Source organism: Bradyrhizobium sp. CSA112, from assembly GCF_029051645.1.
Lineage (GTDB): Bacteria > Pseudomonadota > Alphaproteobacteria > Rhizobiales > Xanthobacteraceae > Bradyrhizobium.
The window spans coordinates 363,673-382,578 of sequence record NZ_JAACFS010000001.1; the positions used below are offsets into that span (position 1 = coordinate 363,673).

Genomic DNA, 18,906 nt, shown 5'->3' on the forward strand with positions numbered 1-18,906 from the left:
TCCAGGACGGCAGCGCCGGAGCCTTGAGCATCCCGCGCAGTCGTCTTTCCGTCCGGCCAACGTTCCCCTTACGCCTCCAATTGCTTGCCGATCGGCAGTGCGCGGATGCGCTTACCGGTCGCGGCGAAGATCGCGTTGATCAGCGCCGGCGCAACGGGCGGTACGCCCGGTTCACCGACGCCGCTGGGCGGGGTGTCGGGTCCGGGAGGCACGATATAGACGTTGGTCACGGCAGGAGATTCGTCGATCCGGAGCACCGGGAAATCGTCGAAATTGCCCTGTTGTACCTTGCCGTCCTTGAAAGTGATCTCGCCAGTTTTGGCGAAGCTCATGCCCATGATCACAGCGCCTTCCATCTGCGCCTGGATCCGCTCCGGATTGACGTAGGTTCCGCAATCGATCGCGGTATCCACGCGGGGCACGGTGAGCTTGCCCTTTTCGTCGACGGCTACCTCGACAATGGTCGCGATATAGCTGACGAAACTGCGGTGCACGGCAATGCCCAGCCCGTGGCCCTTGGGCACGGACCGTCCCCAGCCGCCCTTGTCCGCGACGAACTCGACCACTTTCCGAAGACGAGCTCTATCGATCGGATAACTGTCGTAGGGCTCGCCATAATTCCAGAGGTCTTTCACGGAATCGAGCTTGACGATCCGCGGCGCGCCGATCAGCTCCAGCAGCATGTCCTTTTGGTCGCGTTTGGTGGCATGGGCGATTTCGCCGACCATGGACTGCACCGCAAAGGCGCGCGGGATATTCGACACCGAGCGGAACCAGCCGATGCGGGTATGCGCGGCCGCTTCCGGATTCTCGCACTGGACGTTGGCGATCTCGAAGGGCATGTCGACCAGCCCCATGCCGAGTTCGAACGGCGCCTGATGCAGCGCACCGGCGGCAAATGTCGAGGCGATGCTCGGCGCGACGCTGCGATGCCGCCAGGCGGTCACCTTGCCGTTCTTGTCGATGCCGGCTTCGATGCGTTCCACGGAAACGGTGTGCAGGAAGCCATTGCGAATGTCGTCTTCCCGCGTCCATTGCACCTTGACCGGCGCGCCGAGCTCCTTGGAAAGCAGGGCGGCTTCGAGGGCGAAATCACATTTCGACTTGCGCCCGAATCCGCCGCCGAGCAGCGTGACATTGACGGTGACGTTCTCCTGGGGAATGCCAAGCGTCGTGGCGACGTCCTCGCGCGTTCCGCCCGCGCTTTGCACCGGCGCCCAGATCTCGGCCCTGTCGCCCTTGACGTCCGCGACCGCGACCGGCGGCTCCATGGCGACGTGGGCATGATGCGGCAGGTAGTACTCACCCACGATCACCTTGTCGGCGCTCTTCAAGGCGGCGTCCACGTCGCCTTCCTTACGCACGACCAGGCCGGGCTTGCGCGCTGCTCCCTCGAGCTCAGCCCGGTAGGCGACCGAGTCGTATTTGCCGTTTGGCCCGTCATCCCAAACGATCTTCAACGCGTCACGTCCCTTGATGGCCGCGCCGGTGTTGCGCGCGATTACGGCGACCCCGCCGAGCGGCTGGAATTTTGAGGGCCACGGCCAGCCCTTGACCTCCATAACCTTCTCGACGCCGGAGACCTTCATCGCTTCCGACCCCTCGAACGATACGACCTTGCCGCCGGTCACCGGCGGCCGGGCAATGACGGCATATTTCATGCCTGGTAGCCGGACGTCGGCGCCGTAACGCGCGGTGCCCACCGTGATGTCGCGAAGATCGACAATGCCGATCGCGCCCTTGCCGAGATAGCGGAAGTCCTTCGGATCTTTCAGCTTCAGGCCTTCGACACTCGGCACCGCCCCCTTGGCGGCATCGGCCGCCAAGTCTCCGAAGCCAATGCGGCGTCCGCTTGCATTATGGACGACCTCGTGATTGACGGCCTTCACTTCGGTTGCCGGCACGCCCCAGCGTTTCGCCGCGGCTGTCTCGAGCATGGTGCGGGCCGAGGCGCCGATCTGGCGCATTGGCATCAAGTAATGCCGCGTGCTGCGCGATCCATCGGTATCTTGGTTGCCGAATTTGACCTCGTCGCCCGGCGCCTGCTGGACGCGAACGCGCGACCAGTCGGCTTCCATCTCTTCGGCGACGATCATCGGCAGGCTGGTGCGGACACCCGTTCCCATCTCGGCGCGATGCGCGAGGATCGTCACTGTTCCGTCGGATGCAACGGAAACGAAGACGCGCGGGTCCACCACAACACCGTGCGGCATCTTGTCCGCGCCGGTCTGGTACGCGGCAAATCCTGGGCGTGACATCACAGGCGCGGCGAGCACAAAGCCGCCGGCCAGCCCGAGCCCCTTGAGGATACTGCGACGTGAGACGTTGTCGACCTTGATATGGCGTTCAAAACCACGGAGCTTTTTGGGATTGGTGAGGATATTCATGATCACACCCCCGTCGATGCGAGACGCACGGCGTTTTCGACGCGCTGGTAAGTGCCGCAACGGCAGATATTGCCCGCCATGGCCTCGCGTATCTGGTCGTGGGTGGGCTTCGGATTTTCCATCAATAGGGCGGCCGCCTGCATGATCTGGCCGACCTGGCAAAAGCCGCATTGCGGAACATTGAGCTGGCGCCAAGCCTTCTGAACCGCATGGTCGCCGGTCGGATGCAGGCCTTCGATCGTCGTGACTTCCCGACCGACCACGTCGGAAACCGAGGTAATGCAGGCGCGTGTCGCCTGCTTGTCGACGATCACCGTGCAGGCGCCGCACAGCGCCTGGCCGCAGCCGTATTTCGTACCCGTCAATCCGCTTTCGTCGCGGAGGAACCAGAGCAGCGGAAGATCGGGATCGCCATCCCAGTTCTTCTGCTGGCCGTTAATCTTCATCGTAATCATGATCGATCCCCTTCGTAAGCTGCTGATGGTCGCTGCGACGCGTGCGAAAACGTTCTTGCTGACCGCTCAACGCCGCTGTTCGAAATTCCTTGCTGTATCGTCTGGCTGGGATTTCTTCGAGCCATCCTCCTGATCGTTATTATTTGCTGTTGTTCAGTAGGCAGCGCTTTGCGGATCGCCGCCACAAAGCGTTGTACATTTGCTTCCGCATGTTTGGCGAAAACGGGGCATCGGGAAAAAGATTACATTTGGTCAGCAACGCTGACGCAGTGGGGCACTAGCCGAAAGTAACTCGCGACAACCTTGAACATTGTTGTCAGGAGAACAGAGTTCGGCACAGCGCGAACTTCTGTGCGCGCGATCAATTGAGCGCGATCAATATCGGCTGGCCGAGTGCTTTGTGCCGACGCTTCCCACTCTCGATCTTCATCCACGCGGCCATAACGCAGCGCACACGGCAGAAAGCTGAGCTGTCCTGCGAAATATGCATGATGCAGTGATGATCGCATGAAGTGCGATGGACGCTTACTATTGCTTGCTTTTATTGCAATCGCTGACGATGCTAGAAGCAAGAGTAGTCAAAACACCAATCTGTCCGTCGCCATTTTTTTGACCGACTCCGTCCTTCAGTTTGTGTCATGTGCAAATCCGATCAGGCCACAACGTCGATCACAAGCACAGACGCAGAGCTCGCAACAGCGATGCGTCAGGATCCGACGCGGCGTGCACTCATCCTGACGGCGCTTGCCACGGGCGCCTGCTTGGCATCGTCCAGGTCCTCCGTCGCCGAAGAAGATCAGCCGGGCAGCAACGAGCGACCGCAGAAAGACGATGTTCTAGTTTTCGCCGAAGGGGACCGTGCGGGCGAGGTGATCAAGCCGCAGGATCTGCAAGCCGGTGGACCGCCGGTGCGGGCCTGGCCAAAGGATCCCAAGACGGCGGTTGTCCGCAAGGGCTCGCGCCTGAACGAGGTGCTCGTCGTCAAACTGGACCCGGCCGAGTTGGATGAAGAGACGCGCGCACGCGCGGCCGGCGGCGTCGTGGCCTATTCGGTAATTTGCGTCCACACCGGCTGTCCAATCACTGCATGGGTAAAGGCGGCAAGCGGCGACAAGGACGTGTTCAAATGCGTTTGCCATAATTCGGAATTTGACCCCAGGCAAAGCGCGCAGGTTGTCTTTGGGCCGGCGCCCCGGCGTCTGCCGGCGCTTCCGTTGGCGGCAGAAGACGGTCCGCTGACGGTGGCCGCGGCATTTGTTGGAAAGGTAGGTGCGCAGCAGGCCAGGTGACGGCGGGCGCCGTCGATCCACGACAATGAAAAAACAGAATTCGTGAGATGAAAACAAAGGGGAGGTTGCGCTATGGCCTTGAAGCAATGGCTTTTGTCGAGCTTTGTCGCGTCCACATGCTTCGTTTCGATCGCTGCCGCCGGCCCGATCGAAAACTACAGCCCGGTGACGGCCGAGCGACTCAAAAATCCTGAGCCTGGCAACTGGATGCATTATCGCCGGACCTATGACGGCCACGGATACAGCCCGCTCGACCAGATCAACACCTCGAATGTGAAAAACCTGGTACCGGTGTGGACGTTCTCGACCGGTGTGGTCGAGGGACACGAGGCCCCGCCGATCATCAACAATGGCGTCATGTTCATCGCGACCCCGATGGGGCAGGTGATAGCGCTCAATGCCAAGACCGGCGACGAGTACTGGCGATATAAGCGCCAGCTCCCCGACGACCTCTTCCAATTGCACCCGACCAACCGCGGCGTCGGCCTGTGGCAGGACAAGCTGTACCTCGCCACGACGGACGACCATCTGGTCGCGCTCGATGCCAAGACCGGAAAGGTGGTCTGGGATACCAAGGTTCAGGACTACAAGAAGGGGCAGTATTTGACCCTGATGCCGCTGGTCGTCGACGGCAAGGTGATCGTCGGCGGTTCAGGCGGCGAATTCGGCGTGCGCGGTTACATCGTTGCCTACGATGCCAATACCGGCAAGGAGTTGTGGCGAACCTTCACCATTCCGGGCGAGGGAGAACCCGGCAATGAAACGTGGAAAGGCGACGACTGGAAAACAGGCGGCGCGCCTGCCTGGATGACCGGCACGTACGATGTCGATACCAGGACAATCTACTGGGGCACCGGCAACGCTGCCCCCTGGCCGGGCGAAACTCACCCCGGCGACAATCTCTATTCGACATCGGTGCTCGCGCTCGATCCCGACAGCGGCAAGATGAAATCATACTTCCAGTACCATCAAAACGATTCCTGGGACTGGGACGAGGTGGACGCCCCCATGCTGATCGACCTGCAAAGGGACGGCCGCACCATCAAGAGTCTGATCCATCCGGGACGCAACGCGATTTTCTGGGTGCTCGAGCGCAAGCCGGAGGGCATCAAATACGTGGCGGGCTGGCCGTTCGTTTATACCGATGTCTGGAAGAGCATCGATCCGAGCGGCAAGCCAATTCCCGATCCCGCCCACAAGCCAGGCATTGGCAAGCGGGTCGAGTTCTGTCCGTCATTGTGGGGCGGCAAGGATTGGCCGTCGGCGGCATATAGTCAGAACACCAAACTGGTCTACGTTCCCGCCAACGAGAATTTCTGCGGCGGCTTCACCGGTGAGAAGGTGCCGCTGGTTGCCGGCCAGCTTTGGCTCGGAACGAAGCCCGAGGACATCGGCTTGACGCCTCGTCCAGGCGCCACCCACTTTGGCGAGCTGCAGGCGTGGGATCCGGCCACGGGCAAAAAGGTCTGGTCGCACAATTTTCCCAAGTCGCACCTGTTCGGCTCGGTGACGGCAACCGCGGGCGATCTCATCCTTGTCGGCGGCACCAATGACCGGATGTTCCGCGCCTTCCACGCCAAGACCGGCGAACTGCTTTGGGAGCAAAAGACCAACTCCGGCATCATGGGCATGCCGATCGCCTATGAGGTGGACGGCACGCAGTATATCGCCGTGCAGTCGGGCTGGGGCGTGGACGCGCAGCGCATCCAGGACGCATTGGTGGGCAAGGTCCCTGGCTTGGAAAATAACGTGCCGCAGGGCGGCGTCGTTTGGGTGTTCGCCGTCAAGAAGTGACGGCGAGAAGGCAGATTCCGGTGTCTGGCCGCTGCAGGCCGCGGCCAGGCACCGCTGCGACCATCTATAAGTAGCTGACCCGTATTTACATCAACAGAGAACGATTGCCCCAATGTCCGCCGCTAAATGCAGTTTTGGCGCCTGGGGTTTACAGTAAGCGGAAATGGCTAGGGGCAAACAGATGAAGGAAAGGCGCATCACCGGCAACGGGCCCAAAAAGGGCCAATCGACATGAATCCGGTGCTGGGATTGCCGCGCCGTGTCCTTGGTCGGACGCGGCTTCAGGTTTCGGTTCTAGGATTCGGAACCGCGCCGCTTGGTGACCTCTACGTGCAACTGGATGACGGCACGGCCATCGATACGGTGAAACGCGCGTTCGAGCTCGGCATCAATCTCCTCGATACTTCTCCGCACTACGGCAACGGCCTTGCCGAACATCGTTGCGGCACGGCGATCAGGTGCGTGCCGCGCCAGGGCATCGTCGTTTGTACCAAGGTCGGTCGCTGGATGGACCCGTTTCAAGCGCGAGCCGACGGCTCCGGCTTTATGGGTGGGCTGCCGCACCGGGCAGCGTTCGACTATTCCTATGACGGTACCATGCGTTCGGTGGAACAGTCGCTGTTGCGGCTAGGGACCGACCGGCTGGACCTGTTGCTGATCCACGACGTCGACGTCTGGACTCATGGCATCGACGCGATCGAGGAGCGGTTTCGCGAAGCGATGGCTGGGGCGTACGTCGCGCTGGACCGGCTTCGCGGAGAGGGCGTTGTTGCGGGCATCGGGATCGGCGTGAACGAGGCCGAGATGTGCGTGCGTTTCGCGCAAGCCGGATCATTCGACACCATGCTGCTCGCCGGGCGCTATTCCCTGCTCGAGCAACCGGCGCTGGCGGAATTTCTGCCGCTTGCGCAGCAACAGGGAATCGGTGTGTTGCTCGGCGGCGTATTCAACTCAGGTATTTTGGCGACCGGCGCGGTGAGCGGCGCCAAATACAATTATAGGGATGCGCCACCTGAGATCCTGGCAAAGGTGACGCAGATCGAACGTGTATGTGATGCGCATGGCGTCGCCCTGCCAACCGCGGCATTGCATTTCGCTCTGGGCCATCCGGCGGTGGCGAGCGTTGTGCTGGGGGGCCAGAGTCCGCAGGAGGTCGAGCGCAACGTAGCCGCGCTGTCCAGCGAGGTACCAGCCGCGCTTTGGGCCGATCTGAAGGCCGAGGGTCTGCTGGATGCGGAAGCGCCTGTTCCGCAGGCTGCAGCCGGCTGATGCGGATCGATGCGCACCACCATGTGTGGAGTCTCGCCCGGGGCGATTATGGTTGGCTGACGCCCGCGCTCGCACCGATCCATCGTGACTTTTCCCTTTCGGATCTGGCGCCGCACCTCGCTGCCGCTGACATCAAGGGGACGATTTTGGTGCAGGCCGCACCGACCGAGGCGGAGACCATGTTTCTGCTCGACATCGCGGCGAAGGGGCAGGTGGTGCGGGGAGTGGTCGGCTGGACGGATTTCGATGCAGCCGACGGCGAGGCGCGCATTGATGCGCTCGCTGCGCGCAAACTCCTGGTTGGCTTGCGGCCGATGGTGCAGGACATTGCCGATGACGATTGGCTGCTCCGCCCCGCCTTGGCGCCGCTATTGGCGGCAATGGCTCGAAACTGCCTGGTGTTCGACGCGCTGGTGCTGCCGCGCCATTTGCCGCGGCTGCTGCGGGTCGTTGATGATCATCCTGAGCTGCAGTTCGTGCTGGACCATTGCGCCAAGCCGCGGCTTGCAACCGGCGAGCTCGCGGTCTGGCACGATGATATCGCGTCGCTCGCCGAACGCCCCAACATCGTCTGCAAGCTATCAGGTTTGGCAACCGAGGCCGCACCAGACTGGCAAGTAGGGGATCTACGGAATGCCGTGGATCACGTCGTTGCGTGCTTCGGGCCGCATCGCCTGCTATGGGGAAGCGACTGGCCGGTGGTCAATTTGGCGGGCGGTTATGAAAAATGGCTTGCCGCCGCCGAAACCATGCTGGCCGGTCTGTCACTTGATGAAAACGCAGCTATCTTTGGCGGTAACGCGGCGCGCATCTATCTCTCGGGCAGGAGATGGAACGTTGAAGCCAGTTGATCGCCCGGTAACTCCGACCGCGCTCCCTGCTGCGCGGTCCCGCCGGGCTCAACCGCGATGCGGCTAAGCCAGTCCCAAGCCGCCATCGACAGCGACCACCTGGCCCGTCATCCATTCCGAAGCGGGACCGGCAAGTCGCACGATCCATTCTGCGACATCGTCCGGAACGCCGCGTCGTCCGAGCGGTATGCGCCCGCGCTCCTGTTCCTTAATTGCCGCAGCCTGTTCGAGGGAGAGCCCCATCATGCCTGTTAGCGCGCCTGATTCAGTGGGACCAGCCGCGACGGCGTTCACTCGGATGCCGAGCGGTGCAAGCTCCAGCGCCCAGCAGCGGGTCAAGTGCTCCAATGCAGCCTTGCTGGCTGCGTAATGGGACAGTCCAGCCGCCGGTTTGTGACCGAAAGTACTTGAGACATTGACGATCGCGCCCCGTGTTGCTCTCAGGTGAGGAAGAGCAGCAGCAGCGAGCAAACTTGGGCCGATGACGTTGACGGAGAAGATGTCCGTGATCCGATCGGCCGTCGTATCCGCCAGCGGAAGGATTGCACCTGCGCCGGCGTTGTTGACCAAAGCATCCACTCTGCCCCAGAGATCGACTGCCTTGGTGATCGTGCGGCTGGCGTCCTCGGCGGAGGCGACATCCGCAACCAGGCCCGTGATGTTTGCATGCTCGGCAACTGTTTCTTCGATGGGGCCGGGACGGCGGCCGGTTACTAGCACCTTGTCGCCTTGTCTGGCGAAGCGGAGCGCCGCGGCCCGACCGATGCCGGAACTGCCGCCCGTGACTATAATGACCTTTTCACTGTGCATGTTCGATCTCCTTCTGTGGTGCGATGATTGCCGTCTTGTTGGGCGCGGCACCGTCGAGAAACAATCTCACCGCGGTGCGGGCGCGCAAATCGATTTCGGAAAGCGTTGGTATCTCGCCGAGCTGAAGCACAGCTTCCAGGTGAACGTTTCCGTGGAGCATTCCAAGAAACTGGCGGGCGCCGGCTTCGCAATCCGCGAGATCGATTTCGCCGGCCTGCTTCGCTTTCGCGAGAATTTTCGTAAGGACCGCGATGGCCGGCGTAGGGCCGTGTTGCGCGTAGGCCTGTGTCGCATCGGGGTAGCGATCCGCTTCAAGGATGGCTGTGTAGCAAACCTCCAGCAACGACGGTGTCATCATCGTCTCGAGAAGATTGCGTCCAATGATGACGAGCAACTCCCGTAGTGGCAGGGAAAGCTGGTCGGCGCTGACACTCAATGCGTTGGACGAGTGATGGCCGACGACTTTGGTGAATTGGTCGACGAGAAGTTGCTGAACATTCTCGCGTCGTGTCGACTTTTCCCGGACCAATTGCCGGTAGAGACCGTGCGGCGTCCATGCCCAGCTCGATCGCCCCAGCAAGAACGCCGAGAGAACCGCGCAGTTGGACCAGCCGCGAATCTGGCTCGCTTTACCCGGGACCGCTTCGCGGACGCGAAGGATATCGCCCGTCGCACCCCACCGGAGAAATCTGACTGCATCGGCCGGCGGCAAGATCGTCACCATCATGCGCGTCCACCACGGCTCCACGAGTAACCAACTCCCCGTGCCCGTGGGTCGCATGGCAAAGACGTGCTTATGCCTGTGGTGGACGAACCGATGCCACCACTGCCGTCGAAGGCCGGGTACGAAACAGACGATCCAGTCGGCTGGATCGACGGTCACCAGGGATCCATTCTCGTCGATGTTGTTTGCCAGGTCTGGCGGGACATCGCCGACGACTTTCAGTCTTGAAGGGCTCTCTCTCGGGCCAGACCGTCTTAACCGGGCAATATCATTAGCTGCGCTCATCGCGTGATGCTCCTCGTGCTCGCGCATCCTTGAATGAACCTTTCGATGCTGGCTCTGACGCGGTCGGCGGCTACTCCCTCCGATCTCGTTGCTGGACTCAGCATGAGTGCCTGGTAGAGCGGTTCCCTTAGCAGTCCCATCAATTGCTCGGCGTATAGCTGAGCGTCCGATATCGACAGGATCCCCCTTTCATTTGCTGCCGCCAGAAACTCCCGCAGCCTGAGCGTGACAGTCGCTTGCCCCGCCTCGTGCACCCGCTTCTTGAGCGCAGGATTGCGTGCACCTTCGGTCATCACCATCCGAATGAACCCGACCAGGGTGGTTGAATATTCCTTCCAGGCAACGCGTCCGAACGCGATGAGGGTTTCGCGTGCATCGTCTACGGTGCCAGGGCTCGCTCTTCTCACCAATGGCTGCGATATGAGGGAGGCTTTGTGTTCGGCGATCGCGACGATGAGATCGTCGACGCTCTCGAACGCCGAAAGAATATCTTCTTTCGAGTATCCGCTTCGATCCAAGATACCGTTGAGACCAGCGGGCGCGCCGCTCGGATGAGCGAGAGCCTCGCTCATAGCCAGCACGATGTCGGCGCGAGCGTCTGGCTTCGGTGCAGCATTGTCTTGTCGAACGGGCTTCGTCGCGGGATGTCTCATGTACGGCTCCTCGGTCCGGGGTAACTGCGCCGCGCGCATCTTCGCGTGCAGGGCGAAGGCGACCTTGATGGTGACCAGCACGGGCGCGGCGATGACGAAAAGGAGGGCGACCGCAGCGAACGCCGTATCGAAAGCGATCACGGTGGACTGACCGGTAACGGATCGGGCCAAGAGGCCCATCGCAGCCCGGCCGGACGCCACGCTGTCCATCCCTCGTGCCGCGAGCACGGCGCTCATCGTCGTCAGCCGCTCGCTGACCGCAGGGACGCCTGCGGTGACGCTGGCGCCAAGCACCGCAGCATTGGCGGTCACATTGTGGTCGATCATGGTCTGGAGCCCGGCTACCCCCATGAGGCCGCCGATCTGGCGGCCCGCATTGAAGAGGCCGATGCCAGACGCACGATTGCGGTTGTTCAGCTCGCTGAAGGCGATGAGAGTGATCGACAGGAAGAGGAAGCCAAGTCCAAATCCGCGCAGCAGGATGGCTGCCATCATGTCGTCGGTGCCACTCTCGCTGGTCGAGCCGGACAGCATCCACATCGCGGCCATGATCATCAGGATTCCGAACGGCACCGTGGCGATCGGGGGAGCGCCTCTGACCTGCATGAGAAAGGCAGCAATGAGGAGCGCGCCAACGAAAAGCGCGCCGCTTGGCAACAGGAGCTGGCCTGCATCGGTAGGCGTGAACGCGAGAACGGACACGGCAAAGGACGGGATCAGATACGCGCTGCCGAACAAGGCGGCACCGGCGACAAAACTGACGATGAATGCGAATGAAAAATCGCTCGACCGGAACAGGGTGAAATCCAGCAGGCCTTGGCTTTTGGCCATCACCTGTTGGCCGAGAAGTGCCAGCAGGGCTGCTGCGCCGATCACGGTTAGCCACACGATGCGAGGCTCCTCGAACCAGCGCCATCGGCTGCCCTGATTGAGCACATAAGTGAAGCAGAAAAATGCAAGTGACATCAACAAGAAGCCGATCCAGTCGAACGGAAGGCGCGCAGTTGTAACGGGCCGCGGGCCGTCCGCGATCAGCAGAAGTCCGATGGCGGCGAGGGCTACCGGAACAACGCTGAAGAAAATCCATGCCCACGAATGGCTGTCGATCAACCACCCCTGCAGTGCCGGGGCGATGGTCCCGGGAGCCACGACAGACCCCATCGCAAACAGTGCCTGCAGGATCGGCTGGCAGGATCGCGGATAGGCAAGAAAAATGATCGACTGCCCGGCGACAAGCAAGGTGCCGCCGGAGAAGCCTTGCACGATGCGGAGTGCGATCAGCAGGTCCAGCCGATCTGTGATGGCGGCGATGCCGCAGGCCGTTGCCATGACTACTGTCGAGCCGATGATCAGGCTGCGCGGATTGATACAGGTCATGAGCCAGGAGGCGGCCATGAACCCGATAAGCTTCGTAGCGGTGTATCCGACGTCGAGCCAGGCGAACTCATCGGGAGTTGCATGGGTGTCGCCGATGATATCGTTGCGTCCGAGCGACAGGACGGTGCTTGCGACTGCCTCCGTCAGAGTGGCGAGCACGATGCCTGCGACAAGAATGCTTCCTGCCGCGCGCCTGTCGTAGCCTGGCGTGGCGTCGGCGATCACGGTCATCTGCCAATTCCTCGATCGATCTCGACACGTGCGGATAGGCCAGGCACGACGCGGCCGGGCAATGGATTCCTGGCGAACCGGATCTTCACAGGCACGCGTTGAACGACACGAATGAAGTTCCCGGTCGCATTGTCGGTGGGGAGCAGGGTGAACGCAGACCCGCTGCCGGGCGCAAAGCTGTCCACCACGCCTTCAATCGTTTGGTCCGGGTAGCCGTCCACGGTGATGCGAGCGCGCTGACCAGTCCGGATATGTTCGATCTGGCTTTCCTTGAAGTTCGCAACGACCCACACGTCCTTGACCGGAACGATGTCGAGCAAGGAGGTGCCTGGTGCAACAAGCCGGCCGACGCGGACCTGGCGATTGCCGATGACGCCATCGATCGGTGCATGCACGACGGTGTGGTCGAGATCGATCTGGGCTAGATCGCGCGCGGCCTGTGCCTGCGCCACGGCCGCCACGGCAGCTTCGCGCTGACTGGCAAGGACTTTGATGCGTTGCCGCTGGGCCTCTACCGTCGCCGATGCCGCCGACACGCCGGCCTCGGTTCTCGACAGCGCCGCATCGCTTTCGTCGACCTGGGCCTGGCTGACGGCATTGGTGCGGATCAGCTCGCGGCGACGATCGGAGGCCTTGCGAGCCAGATTCATCTCGGCCACGCTCGCAAGTCTTTGAGCTTCGGCCTGCCTTATCAGGGCGTGCTGGAGTTGGGTCTCGGCATCGACATTGGCGAGGCGGGCTCGTGCGGCTTCGACATTGGCTTCTGCTTGCGCAAGCCGCGCGCGGTAGTCCCGGTCGTCGATCCGGAACAGGACGTCACCCGCGCGAACGGACTGGTTGTCCTGAACCTCCACGGCCGTGACGTAGCCCGCAACCTTTGGCGCGAGCGACGTCATGTCGCCGCGAATGTAGGCGTTGTCGGTAAACGTCTCGTTTGAACGGGCATAGACCCATCCGCCGGCCACGACCACGACGGCGCCGAGGCACAGCACCAAGCCGACCATCTTTTTCTTGTTGAGATGCGCCACGACGCCCTCCTTGCAATGGTTATTATCGCTCGCACCATTCACTCGCGGTTACCGCGCGGTCCAGCCGCCATCGACGGAGATTGCGGTGCCCGTGATCTGGTCTGCAGCAGCGGAGCAAAGGAACGCGACAGTGCCGCCAAGCTGCTCGGGAGAGGCAAAATCCAGAGACGGTTGTTTCTCGGACAAAAGCTCCTCGACGGCTTGCTTTTGACTGATGCCGCGTTGCGCAGCGATGTCGCTGATCTGCTTTTCGACCAGCGGCGTTCGCACCCAGCCAGGACAGACCGCGTTGCAGGTCACGCCGCTTCCGGCTGTCTCGAGGCCGACCACCTTGGTGAGGCCGACCAGCCCGTGCTTGGCTGCGACGTAGGCTGCCTTGTGCGTTGAAGCGACGAGACCGTGCGCGGAGGCGATGTTGACGATGCGTCCCCAGCGCTGCCTCTTCATCTGGGGTATCGCCGCTGCTATGCCGTGGAACGCTGCCGACAGGTTGATCTCCAGGATGGCGTTCCATTTGGCGGGCGGGAATTCGTCGACCGGCGCGGTGAACTGGATGCCGGCATTGTTCACCAGAATGTCGAGACGCCCGAACTTCTCGACGGTCGCGGCGATCAATCCGCGCACGGCTTCTCCCTTTGACATATCGGCGCCGTCGTAGACGACGCGCACGCCGTGCTCGCGCTCGATCCCGCTGCGGATCGCCTCGATCTCACCGGCATCGCCGAAGCCGTTCAACACCAGGTCGGCGCCGAGCTTGGCGAGCTCCTTGGCGATCCCGAGCCCAATGCCGCTGGTCGACCCGGTGACGATGGCTACCTTGCCTTTCAACATGGGAATTCCTTTCGATGTTTGAGATGAATTAGCCAAAGCTCAATCGCGGCGATGGACGTCGTGGGTCACCATGCCGAGCTCCGGCGCCGGCGGGTCGAGGCGCCGCGGGTCGGCCAGCGTGCGGCGGATGTCGTCGAGCCCGCTCTGCCAATGTGCACGCATCGCGCTCAGCCCGAACTCGTAATCCCTCGAATGGCCCTCGTGGATCTTGGTCTGATAAATCAGGTGGATGATGTTGTAGGAGCGATGGCGCGCCATATCGGCGATGGCGCGGATTTCCGGCTTAGCCTTGGCGCTTTCCGGCAGTTCCTCCATCGTCCGCTGCAGCGCCTGACGCATTTTCTGCATCCGCGTCATGTGATCCGTAATGGCGCGCGTCCGGCTCGAATACTGGATGTCCTTCTGCCGGCTCGACACTTCCATCATGTCATAGGGTACGCGGCCCCTGGCGGACCAGAGATCGATCTGGAATGTCAGGGTGTCGCGCGGCTCGCCGGACAGCACGCGGGAAAGAGGCGTGTTCGAAACCATGCCGCCATCCCAATAGTGCTCGCCTTCGATTTCGACGGCGGGGAATCCCGGCGGCAGCGCGCCGGAAGCCATAAAATGCTTCGGTCCGAGCCGGCGTTCGGCAGTGTCGAAATAGGTCAGGTTGCCGGTGCGCACGTTGACCGCGCCGACGCTGACGCGCACCTCGCCCGAGTTCAGCCGATCGAAGTCGACGAGCCGCTCCAGCGTCCGCTGCAACGGTGCCGTATCGTAGAAGCTGGTCGCGGCATCGCCCGAGAACGGCGACCAAAGCGGCGACGGGAAGCGCGGCTTGAAGAAGCCGGGCTGGCCCTGCACCAGGGCCCTCGCCGCCGCCATCGCGTTGCGTACCGAGTTGATGTCGAACGCAAAGGGCAGGGCATTGGCCAGCCCTTCGCCGGCCGGCCATTCTATCGAAAAGGCACAGATGGTCTCCCAGAACTCGCGCAGCCGTTGCACGCGTTCGGCTTCGGGCGAGCCCGCGATGATGGCGGCGTTGAGCGCGCCGATCGAAATGCCGGCCAGCCAGTTCGGCCGGATGCCGGCCTCGTGCAGGCCCTCATAGACGCCGGCCTGGTAAGCTCCAAGCGCCCCGCCGCCCTGCAGCACCAAAGCGACGACATCGTAGGGCAGCGGCTTGGTTTGCTGCACCACAGGACCGGTTTGCTCGCGTATCACGTTCAACATTGCCAATACTCCTTGCATTGCGATTGATCCGATCAGCCGGCATTCGCTTCGATCAAGATTCCGGACTCGGTCTCGCGGCGCCGCGCGGCCTTGCCCGAGGAGAGGTAGTCATGGATCACCGTGCCAAGCCCGAGCGTGAGGTCAGCTACGATGTGCTTGGCCGACAAGACTTGAAGGACCGGCAGCTCGGCGACGGGCGCCAAGGCATGCGAGTAAAGGTCGAGCGCAGCCGGCCCCGTCCAGGCGCCCTTCACGGTGATATCCTCGCAATGGAAGCGCACCAGCTCGCAGATGCGGGCGGTGCCGTCGACATGCGGGATGATCTTGAGCAGGAAATTGGGGCCGGCGAGCTTTTTGGCTTCGACTGACGTGTCGAGGGCGCGGTGCTTGTAGCCCATGGTGCCGGTGGCGATGCGGACCGAGCCGTAGTTCAGGGTGCCGACCAGCGTGTCGATCTCGACGGCCAATTTTGGCTGCGCCAGCTTCTTGGGAAAGCCCCACAGCTCGCGTCCGCCGGCGATCGGCGGATGATCATTGAGGAACATCTGGTGGACGAAGCTGCCGGCCTGGCCCTGGTAGCTTACCGGAATGACCTGGCCGCTTTCGGTGTAGTCGCCGAAGCCGGTGGAGTCGGGCATGCGGATGAATTCGTAGTTCACCACCGGCTCGGTGATCGCCAGCGGCTCCGGCACGATGCGGCGCAACGCTTCGAGATCGGTCCGGTACTGGATGATGAAGTATTCGCGGTTGACGAACCGGTAGGGGCCGGCGGGAAAGGCCGGGTTCGTCAGCGGCATGGCGAACGCGCTCGCGCGCACGGTCTCGTGTTTCATCGAGGTCGAGCTCCAAGAGGATTTTGGGTGAGCGGGCCGCGCTCCCGCGCTGGAAACGCGGCCCGTATCGAATGAAGCGCTTACGAGGCGCCTCTCGTTCGGACCGTGCGGTCAGTAGTCCCAGAAGACCGGCACCCAACGAAAGGCGTCGCCGTCGACTGCCACATGGCCGACGGACGGGAACGGCAGGTGAGTAGCCACCAGCAGCCCACCGGTCTCAGCCAGCTCCCGCAAAAGACTGATACGAACGCGTGCCGACTCCTCGGGGTCGTGTTCGAAGCCGTTGTACCACTCGGGGTGCTCGAACCCGACCGCGAACACGAGGTCTCCGGCGAACGTCAGCCGGTCGCCGCCGGACGCCACGCGGACCACGCTGTGCCCGGGGGTGTGGCCGCCGGTGCGAGTGACGACCACTCCCGGCGCCACCTCGTACTCCTCCTCGAACGGCCGCAGCTGGCTGCGGTACTCTTTCACGAACCGCTTGGCGGTCGATCGAAGCGCGTCCGGGAACCCCGGCGGCATGGAGACGTGGGAGAAATCGGGCGCCTCCCAGAACTTGACCTCGGCGGCCGCCACGTGGATCCGCAGATCCGGACGTAGCCGTTCCTTGACCCCGTCGACGAGCAGCCCGCCAATGTGGTCCATGTGCATGTGGGTCAGCACCACGTCGGTCACGGACGCAAGATCGATGCCGGCGGCCTCCAGTCGCTTGATCAATTGCCCGGCCCGCGGCAAGTGCAAGTCCGGGTCGAGCCCAAGCCCAGCATCGACGAGTATGGTCCGGTCGCCGCTACGCACCACGACCACGTTCAGCGCCCAATCGTAAGCGTCCGGCGGCAGGAACATGTCTTTCAGCCAGGTCGCCCGGACGGCCGGGTCGATGTTGTGTGCCAACATTGCGGTTGGGAGCGGCAGCACGCCATCGCTGACCACCAGCACGTCAATGTCGCCGACCTGCACCGCGTAGCGCGACGGAACCAATTCGTTGGACCCCGGTCCACCGGGATGTGAGGTGTTGGCTAGGCTCGTGTCTACGTCCATGTTCGTCTCCTGTTTCATGTTCAAAGCTACTGGCTGGTCTCGGTTGAGCGGGCCGCGCAGCCAGCGAGAAGCGCGGCCCGTTTCGCGTGAAGGGTCTAGAAGAAGCCAGTCACATCAGTCACACGCTCCGGATCGGCCGAGGCCAGCGCGGCAGCACGCTCGGCCTTCGGCGGATAGATCCAGACGGTGTTGATCTCCTGCTTGGTCTTCTTGCCGACGTCGCCGACCATCTTGACCTGGCGTTCCCAGCCAACGGTGAACAGCGCACCGGCCTCGCCGAGATCCAGGCAGGTGACGTAGCCCTTCTGGTGATACGGCTTGGTCGGAACGCCCAGCAGTTCGGCCGCGGCATTGTTGCCGGCAAAGGCGCCCATCCGCGTGGCGTGTTGGCACGACATCAGCGCGTAGTTGCCGACATCGTCACATGCCGCGCGAGCCGCATCGCCGGTGGCGAAGACGCCGGCCACCCCCGGCACGCGCAAGTCGCGGTCGACCAGCAGCCGGCCGAAATTGTCGCGTTCGGCCGGGATCTGCTGGGTCAACGGCGCGGCGCGAATACCCGCCGCCCAGATCACGGTTTCGGTTTCGATATGCTCGCCATTGGAGAGAGTGACGCCGGATTTGTCCAGCGAGGCGACGCCGGCGCCGAGCCGGGTCTCCACACCGATCTTGCGCAGGGCCTCCTCAATGACGGGGCGAGGACCTTCGCCCATATCGGGGGCAATCGCGCTGTTCCGGTCGACGATGATGACGCGGGGCTTGGCATCCTTGCCAAGGATTTTGCGAAGCCGCGCCGGCATTTCCGTCGCCGCCTCGATGCCGGTGAAGCCGCCGCCGGCAACGACGACCGTGTCGCGCCCGTTCATTGCCGGCCGGTCAGGAAGGCTGTGCAGGTGCCGGTCGAGGGCAATCGCATCGTCGAGCTGGTCGACGCTGAAGCCGTGTTCGGCAAGGCCGGGAATGTTGGGGCGGAACAGCCTGCTGCCGGTCGCCACGACCAGCCGGTCATAGGACAGCGTCTTTCGCGTACCCTTGGCGGTCGCGACCTGCACCACGCGGGATTTGGTGTCGATGCTCTCGGCGCTGCCCTGCACGTAGACGACGTCGATGGCGTTCAGGACATCCAGCAGGGGCGCCGTGAGGGTCTCGGGCTTCTGCTCGTAAAGCCGCGGGCGAACCACCAGCGTCGGCTCTGGTGCGACCAGCGCGATCTCGAGCTCTTCGGGTGAGACGCCCTGGATGTCGCGCAGGCGGGCGGCGGAAAGTGCGGCGTACATGCCGGCGAAGCCGGCGCCAATGATGATGAGTCGCATGTGATTTGCTCCTGTGGGTTGAGTTGTGGTTCAGGCAAAGGCACGTCACCGCCGCCGCTGTTCATTGGCGGCAAGGCCTCCTGCGATCGACGAGGACGCGAAGATGTGAAACGAAGTCCGGCTGACCCTATGGCGGGCAGCTCGGCACTAGCGAGATCGGCACGCGGCTTTCACATGCCGCATGACAGCTTCTGGGGCCCAGCGGCCAGCTGCGGTTAAGGGCAATCGGCAGAGCGGGCTTTGGCGGCCAATTCCTGTACAAGAGCTGGGCGCCATCGTTGATCATGATGGAAGCCATGGGATTGGCGCTTCGAGCGGCCGGTGCCGGAACCTCTGTTTCTTCGCCTGCCGCTGAAGTAAAGCGAACGGCCAGCGAAAGTCCGTATATGAGCGCGGTCGCAACGGCTCTTCGTCGCGGTGCGATTGCCAGGGGGATGACGAATTTCTTCCAGGTCATCGCTGTCTCCTCCATTGTCAACGTAGGCACCACGATAACGAACCGATTTGCGACTGCCCCAGA

Annotated in this window: 15 protein-coding genes and 1 pseudogene; 4 read left to right on the forward strand and 12 right to left on the reverse strand. The window is 62.6% G+C overall.

What is annotated here, in order from left to right:
- Positions 1-68 precede the first annotated feature (68 nt).
- Both GWE18_RS01910 and GWE18_RS01915 read right to left on the reverse strand, forming a co-directional pair.
- On the reverse strand, positions 69-2,387 hold the full coding sequence (locus GWE18_RS01910; protein ID WP_275184109.1) for a molybdopterin cofactor-binding domain-containing protein: 2,319 nt from the start codon (positions 2,385-2,387) through the stop codon (positions 69-71).
- A gap of 2 nt (positions 2,388-2,389) precedes the next feature.
- On the reverse strand, positions 2,390-2,842 hold the full coding sequence (locus GWE18_RS01915) for a (2Fe-2S)-binding protein (protein WP_275184110.1): 453 nt from the start codon (positions 2,840-2,842) through the stop codon (positions 2,390-2,392).
- 701 nt (positions 2,843-3,543) lie between these two features.
- On the opposite strand from GWE18_RS01915, the gene GWE18_RS01920 reads away from it, so the two are divergent.
- From GWE18_RS01920 to GWE18_RS01935, 4 genes are all read left to right on the forward strand, one after another.
- Entirely contained in the window at positions 3,544-4,131 is a 588-nt protein-coding gene (locus GWE18_RS01920) for a Rieske 2Fe-2S domain-containing protein (RefSeq protein ID WP_275184111.1), read from the forward strand.
- 72 nt (positions 4,132-4,203) lie between these two features.
- The gene (locus tag GWE18_RS01925) at positions 4,204-5,925 is read left to right on the forward strand and encodes a methanol/ethanol family PQQ-dependent dehydrogenase (protein ID WP_275184112.1); all 1,722 of its coding nucleotides are present in this window, start codon (positions 4,204-4,206) and stop codon (positions 5,923-5,925) included.
- Between the two features lie 231 nt (positions 5,926-6,156).
- The gene (locus GWE18_RS01930; protein ID WP_275184113.1) at positions 6,157-7,194 is read left to right on the forward strand and encodes an aldo/keto reductase; all 1,038 of its coding nucleotides are present in this window, start codon (positions 6,157-6,159) and stop codon (positions 7,192-7,194) included.
- Entirely contained in the window at positions 7,194-8,045 is an 852-nt protein-coding gene (locus GWE18_RS01935; RefSeq protein ID WP_275184114.1) for an amidohydrolase family protein, read from the forward strand. The genes GWE18_RS01930 and GWE18_RS01935 overlap by 1 nt, the downstream gene beginning before the upstream one ends.
- Positions 8,046-8,108: 63 nt before the next feature.
- Here GWE18_RS01935 and GWE18_RS01940 read toward each other — a convergent pair whose 3' ends face one another.
- The 10 genes and pseudogenes from GWE18_RS01940 to GWE18_RS01985 all read right to left on the reverse strand — a co-directional run bounded on the left by GWE18_RS01940 (position 8,109) and on the right by GWE18_RS01985 (position 18,386).
- Positions 8,109-8,855, reverse strand: a complete 747-nt coding sequence (locus GWE18_RS01940; protein ID WP_275184115.1) for an SDR family oxidoreductase — start codon at positions 8,853-8,855, stop codon at positions 8,109-8,111.
- On the reverse strand, positions 8,845-9,864 hold the full coding sequence (locus GWE18_RS01945; RefSeq protein ID WP_275184116.1) for a TetR/AcrR family transcriptional regulator C-terminal domain-containing protein: 1,020 nt from the start codon (positions 9,862-9,864) through the stop codon (positions 8,845-8,847). The genes GWE18_RS01940 and GWE18_RS01945 overlap by 11 nt, the downstream gene beginning before the upstream one ends.
- Positions 9,861-10,556 (reverse strand): TetR/AcrR family transcriptional regulator C-terminal domain-containing protein, encoded by a 696-nt coding sequence (locus GWE18_RS01950; protein WP_342804223.1) that lies wholly within the window; start codon positions 10,554-10,556, stop codon positions 9,861-9,863. The genes GWE18_RS01945 and GWE18_RS01950 overlap by 4 nt, the downstream gene beginning before the upstream one ends.
- Positions 10,548-12,125: pseudogene (locus tag GWE18_RS01955) on the reverse strand (DHA2 family efflux MFS transporter permease subunit); the annotation flags it as partial. The pseudogene GWE18_RS01955 and the gene GWE18_RS01950, both read right to left, overlap by 9 nt.
- Positions 12,122-13,129 (reverse strand): HlyD family secretion protein, encoded by a 1,008-nt coding sequence (locus tag GWE18_RS01960; protein ID WP_275184646.1) that lies wholly within the window; start codon positions 13,127-13,129, stop codon positions 12,122-12,124. The pseudogene GWE18_RS01955 and the gene GWE18_RS01960, both read right to left, overlap by 4 nt.
- Before the next feature lie 72 nt (positions 13,130-13,201).
- A complete protein-coding gene (locus tag GWE18_RS01965; RefSeq protein WP_275184117.1) occupies positions 13,202-13,984 on the reverse strand; it encodes a 3-hydroxybutyrate dehydrogenase in 783 nt (260 codons plus the stop codon).
- A 39-nt stretch (positions 13,985-14,023) separates the two neighbouring features.
- Positions 14,024-15,199: a patatin-like phospholipase family protein gene (locus GWE18_RS01970; RefSeq protein WP_275184118.1), complete on the reverse strand. Its 1,176-nt coding sequence runs from the start codon at positions 15,197-15,199 to the stop codon at positions 14,024-14,026.
- Between the two features lie 32 nt (positions 15,200-15,231).
- Entirely contained in the window at positions 15,232-16,032 is an 801-nt protein-coding gene (locus GWE18_RS01975; protein ID WP_275184119.1) for an acetoacetate decarboxylase, read from the reverse strand.
- A gap of 111 nt (positions 16,033-16,143) precedes the next feature.
- Entirely contained in the window at positions 16,144-17,091 is a 948-nt protein-coding gene (locus tag GWE18_RS01980) for an MBL fold metallo-hydrolase (protein WP_275184120.1), read from the reverse strand.
- 77 nt (positions 17,092-17,168) lie between these two features.
- Positions 17,169-18,386 (reverse strand): NAD(P)/FAD-dependent oxidoreductase, encoded by a 1,218-nt coding sequence (locus GWE18_RS01985; protein WP_275184121.1) that lies wholly within the window; start codon positions 18,384-18,386, stop codon positions 17,169-17,171.
- Positions 18,387-18,906: the final 520 nt, after the last annotated feature.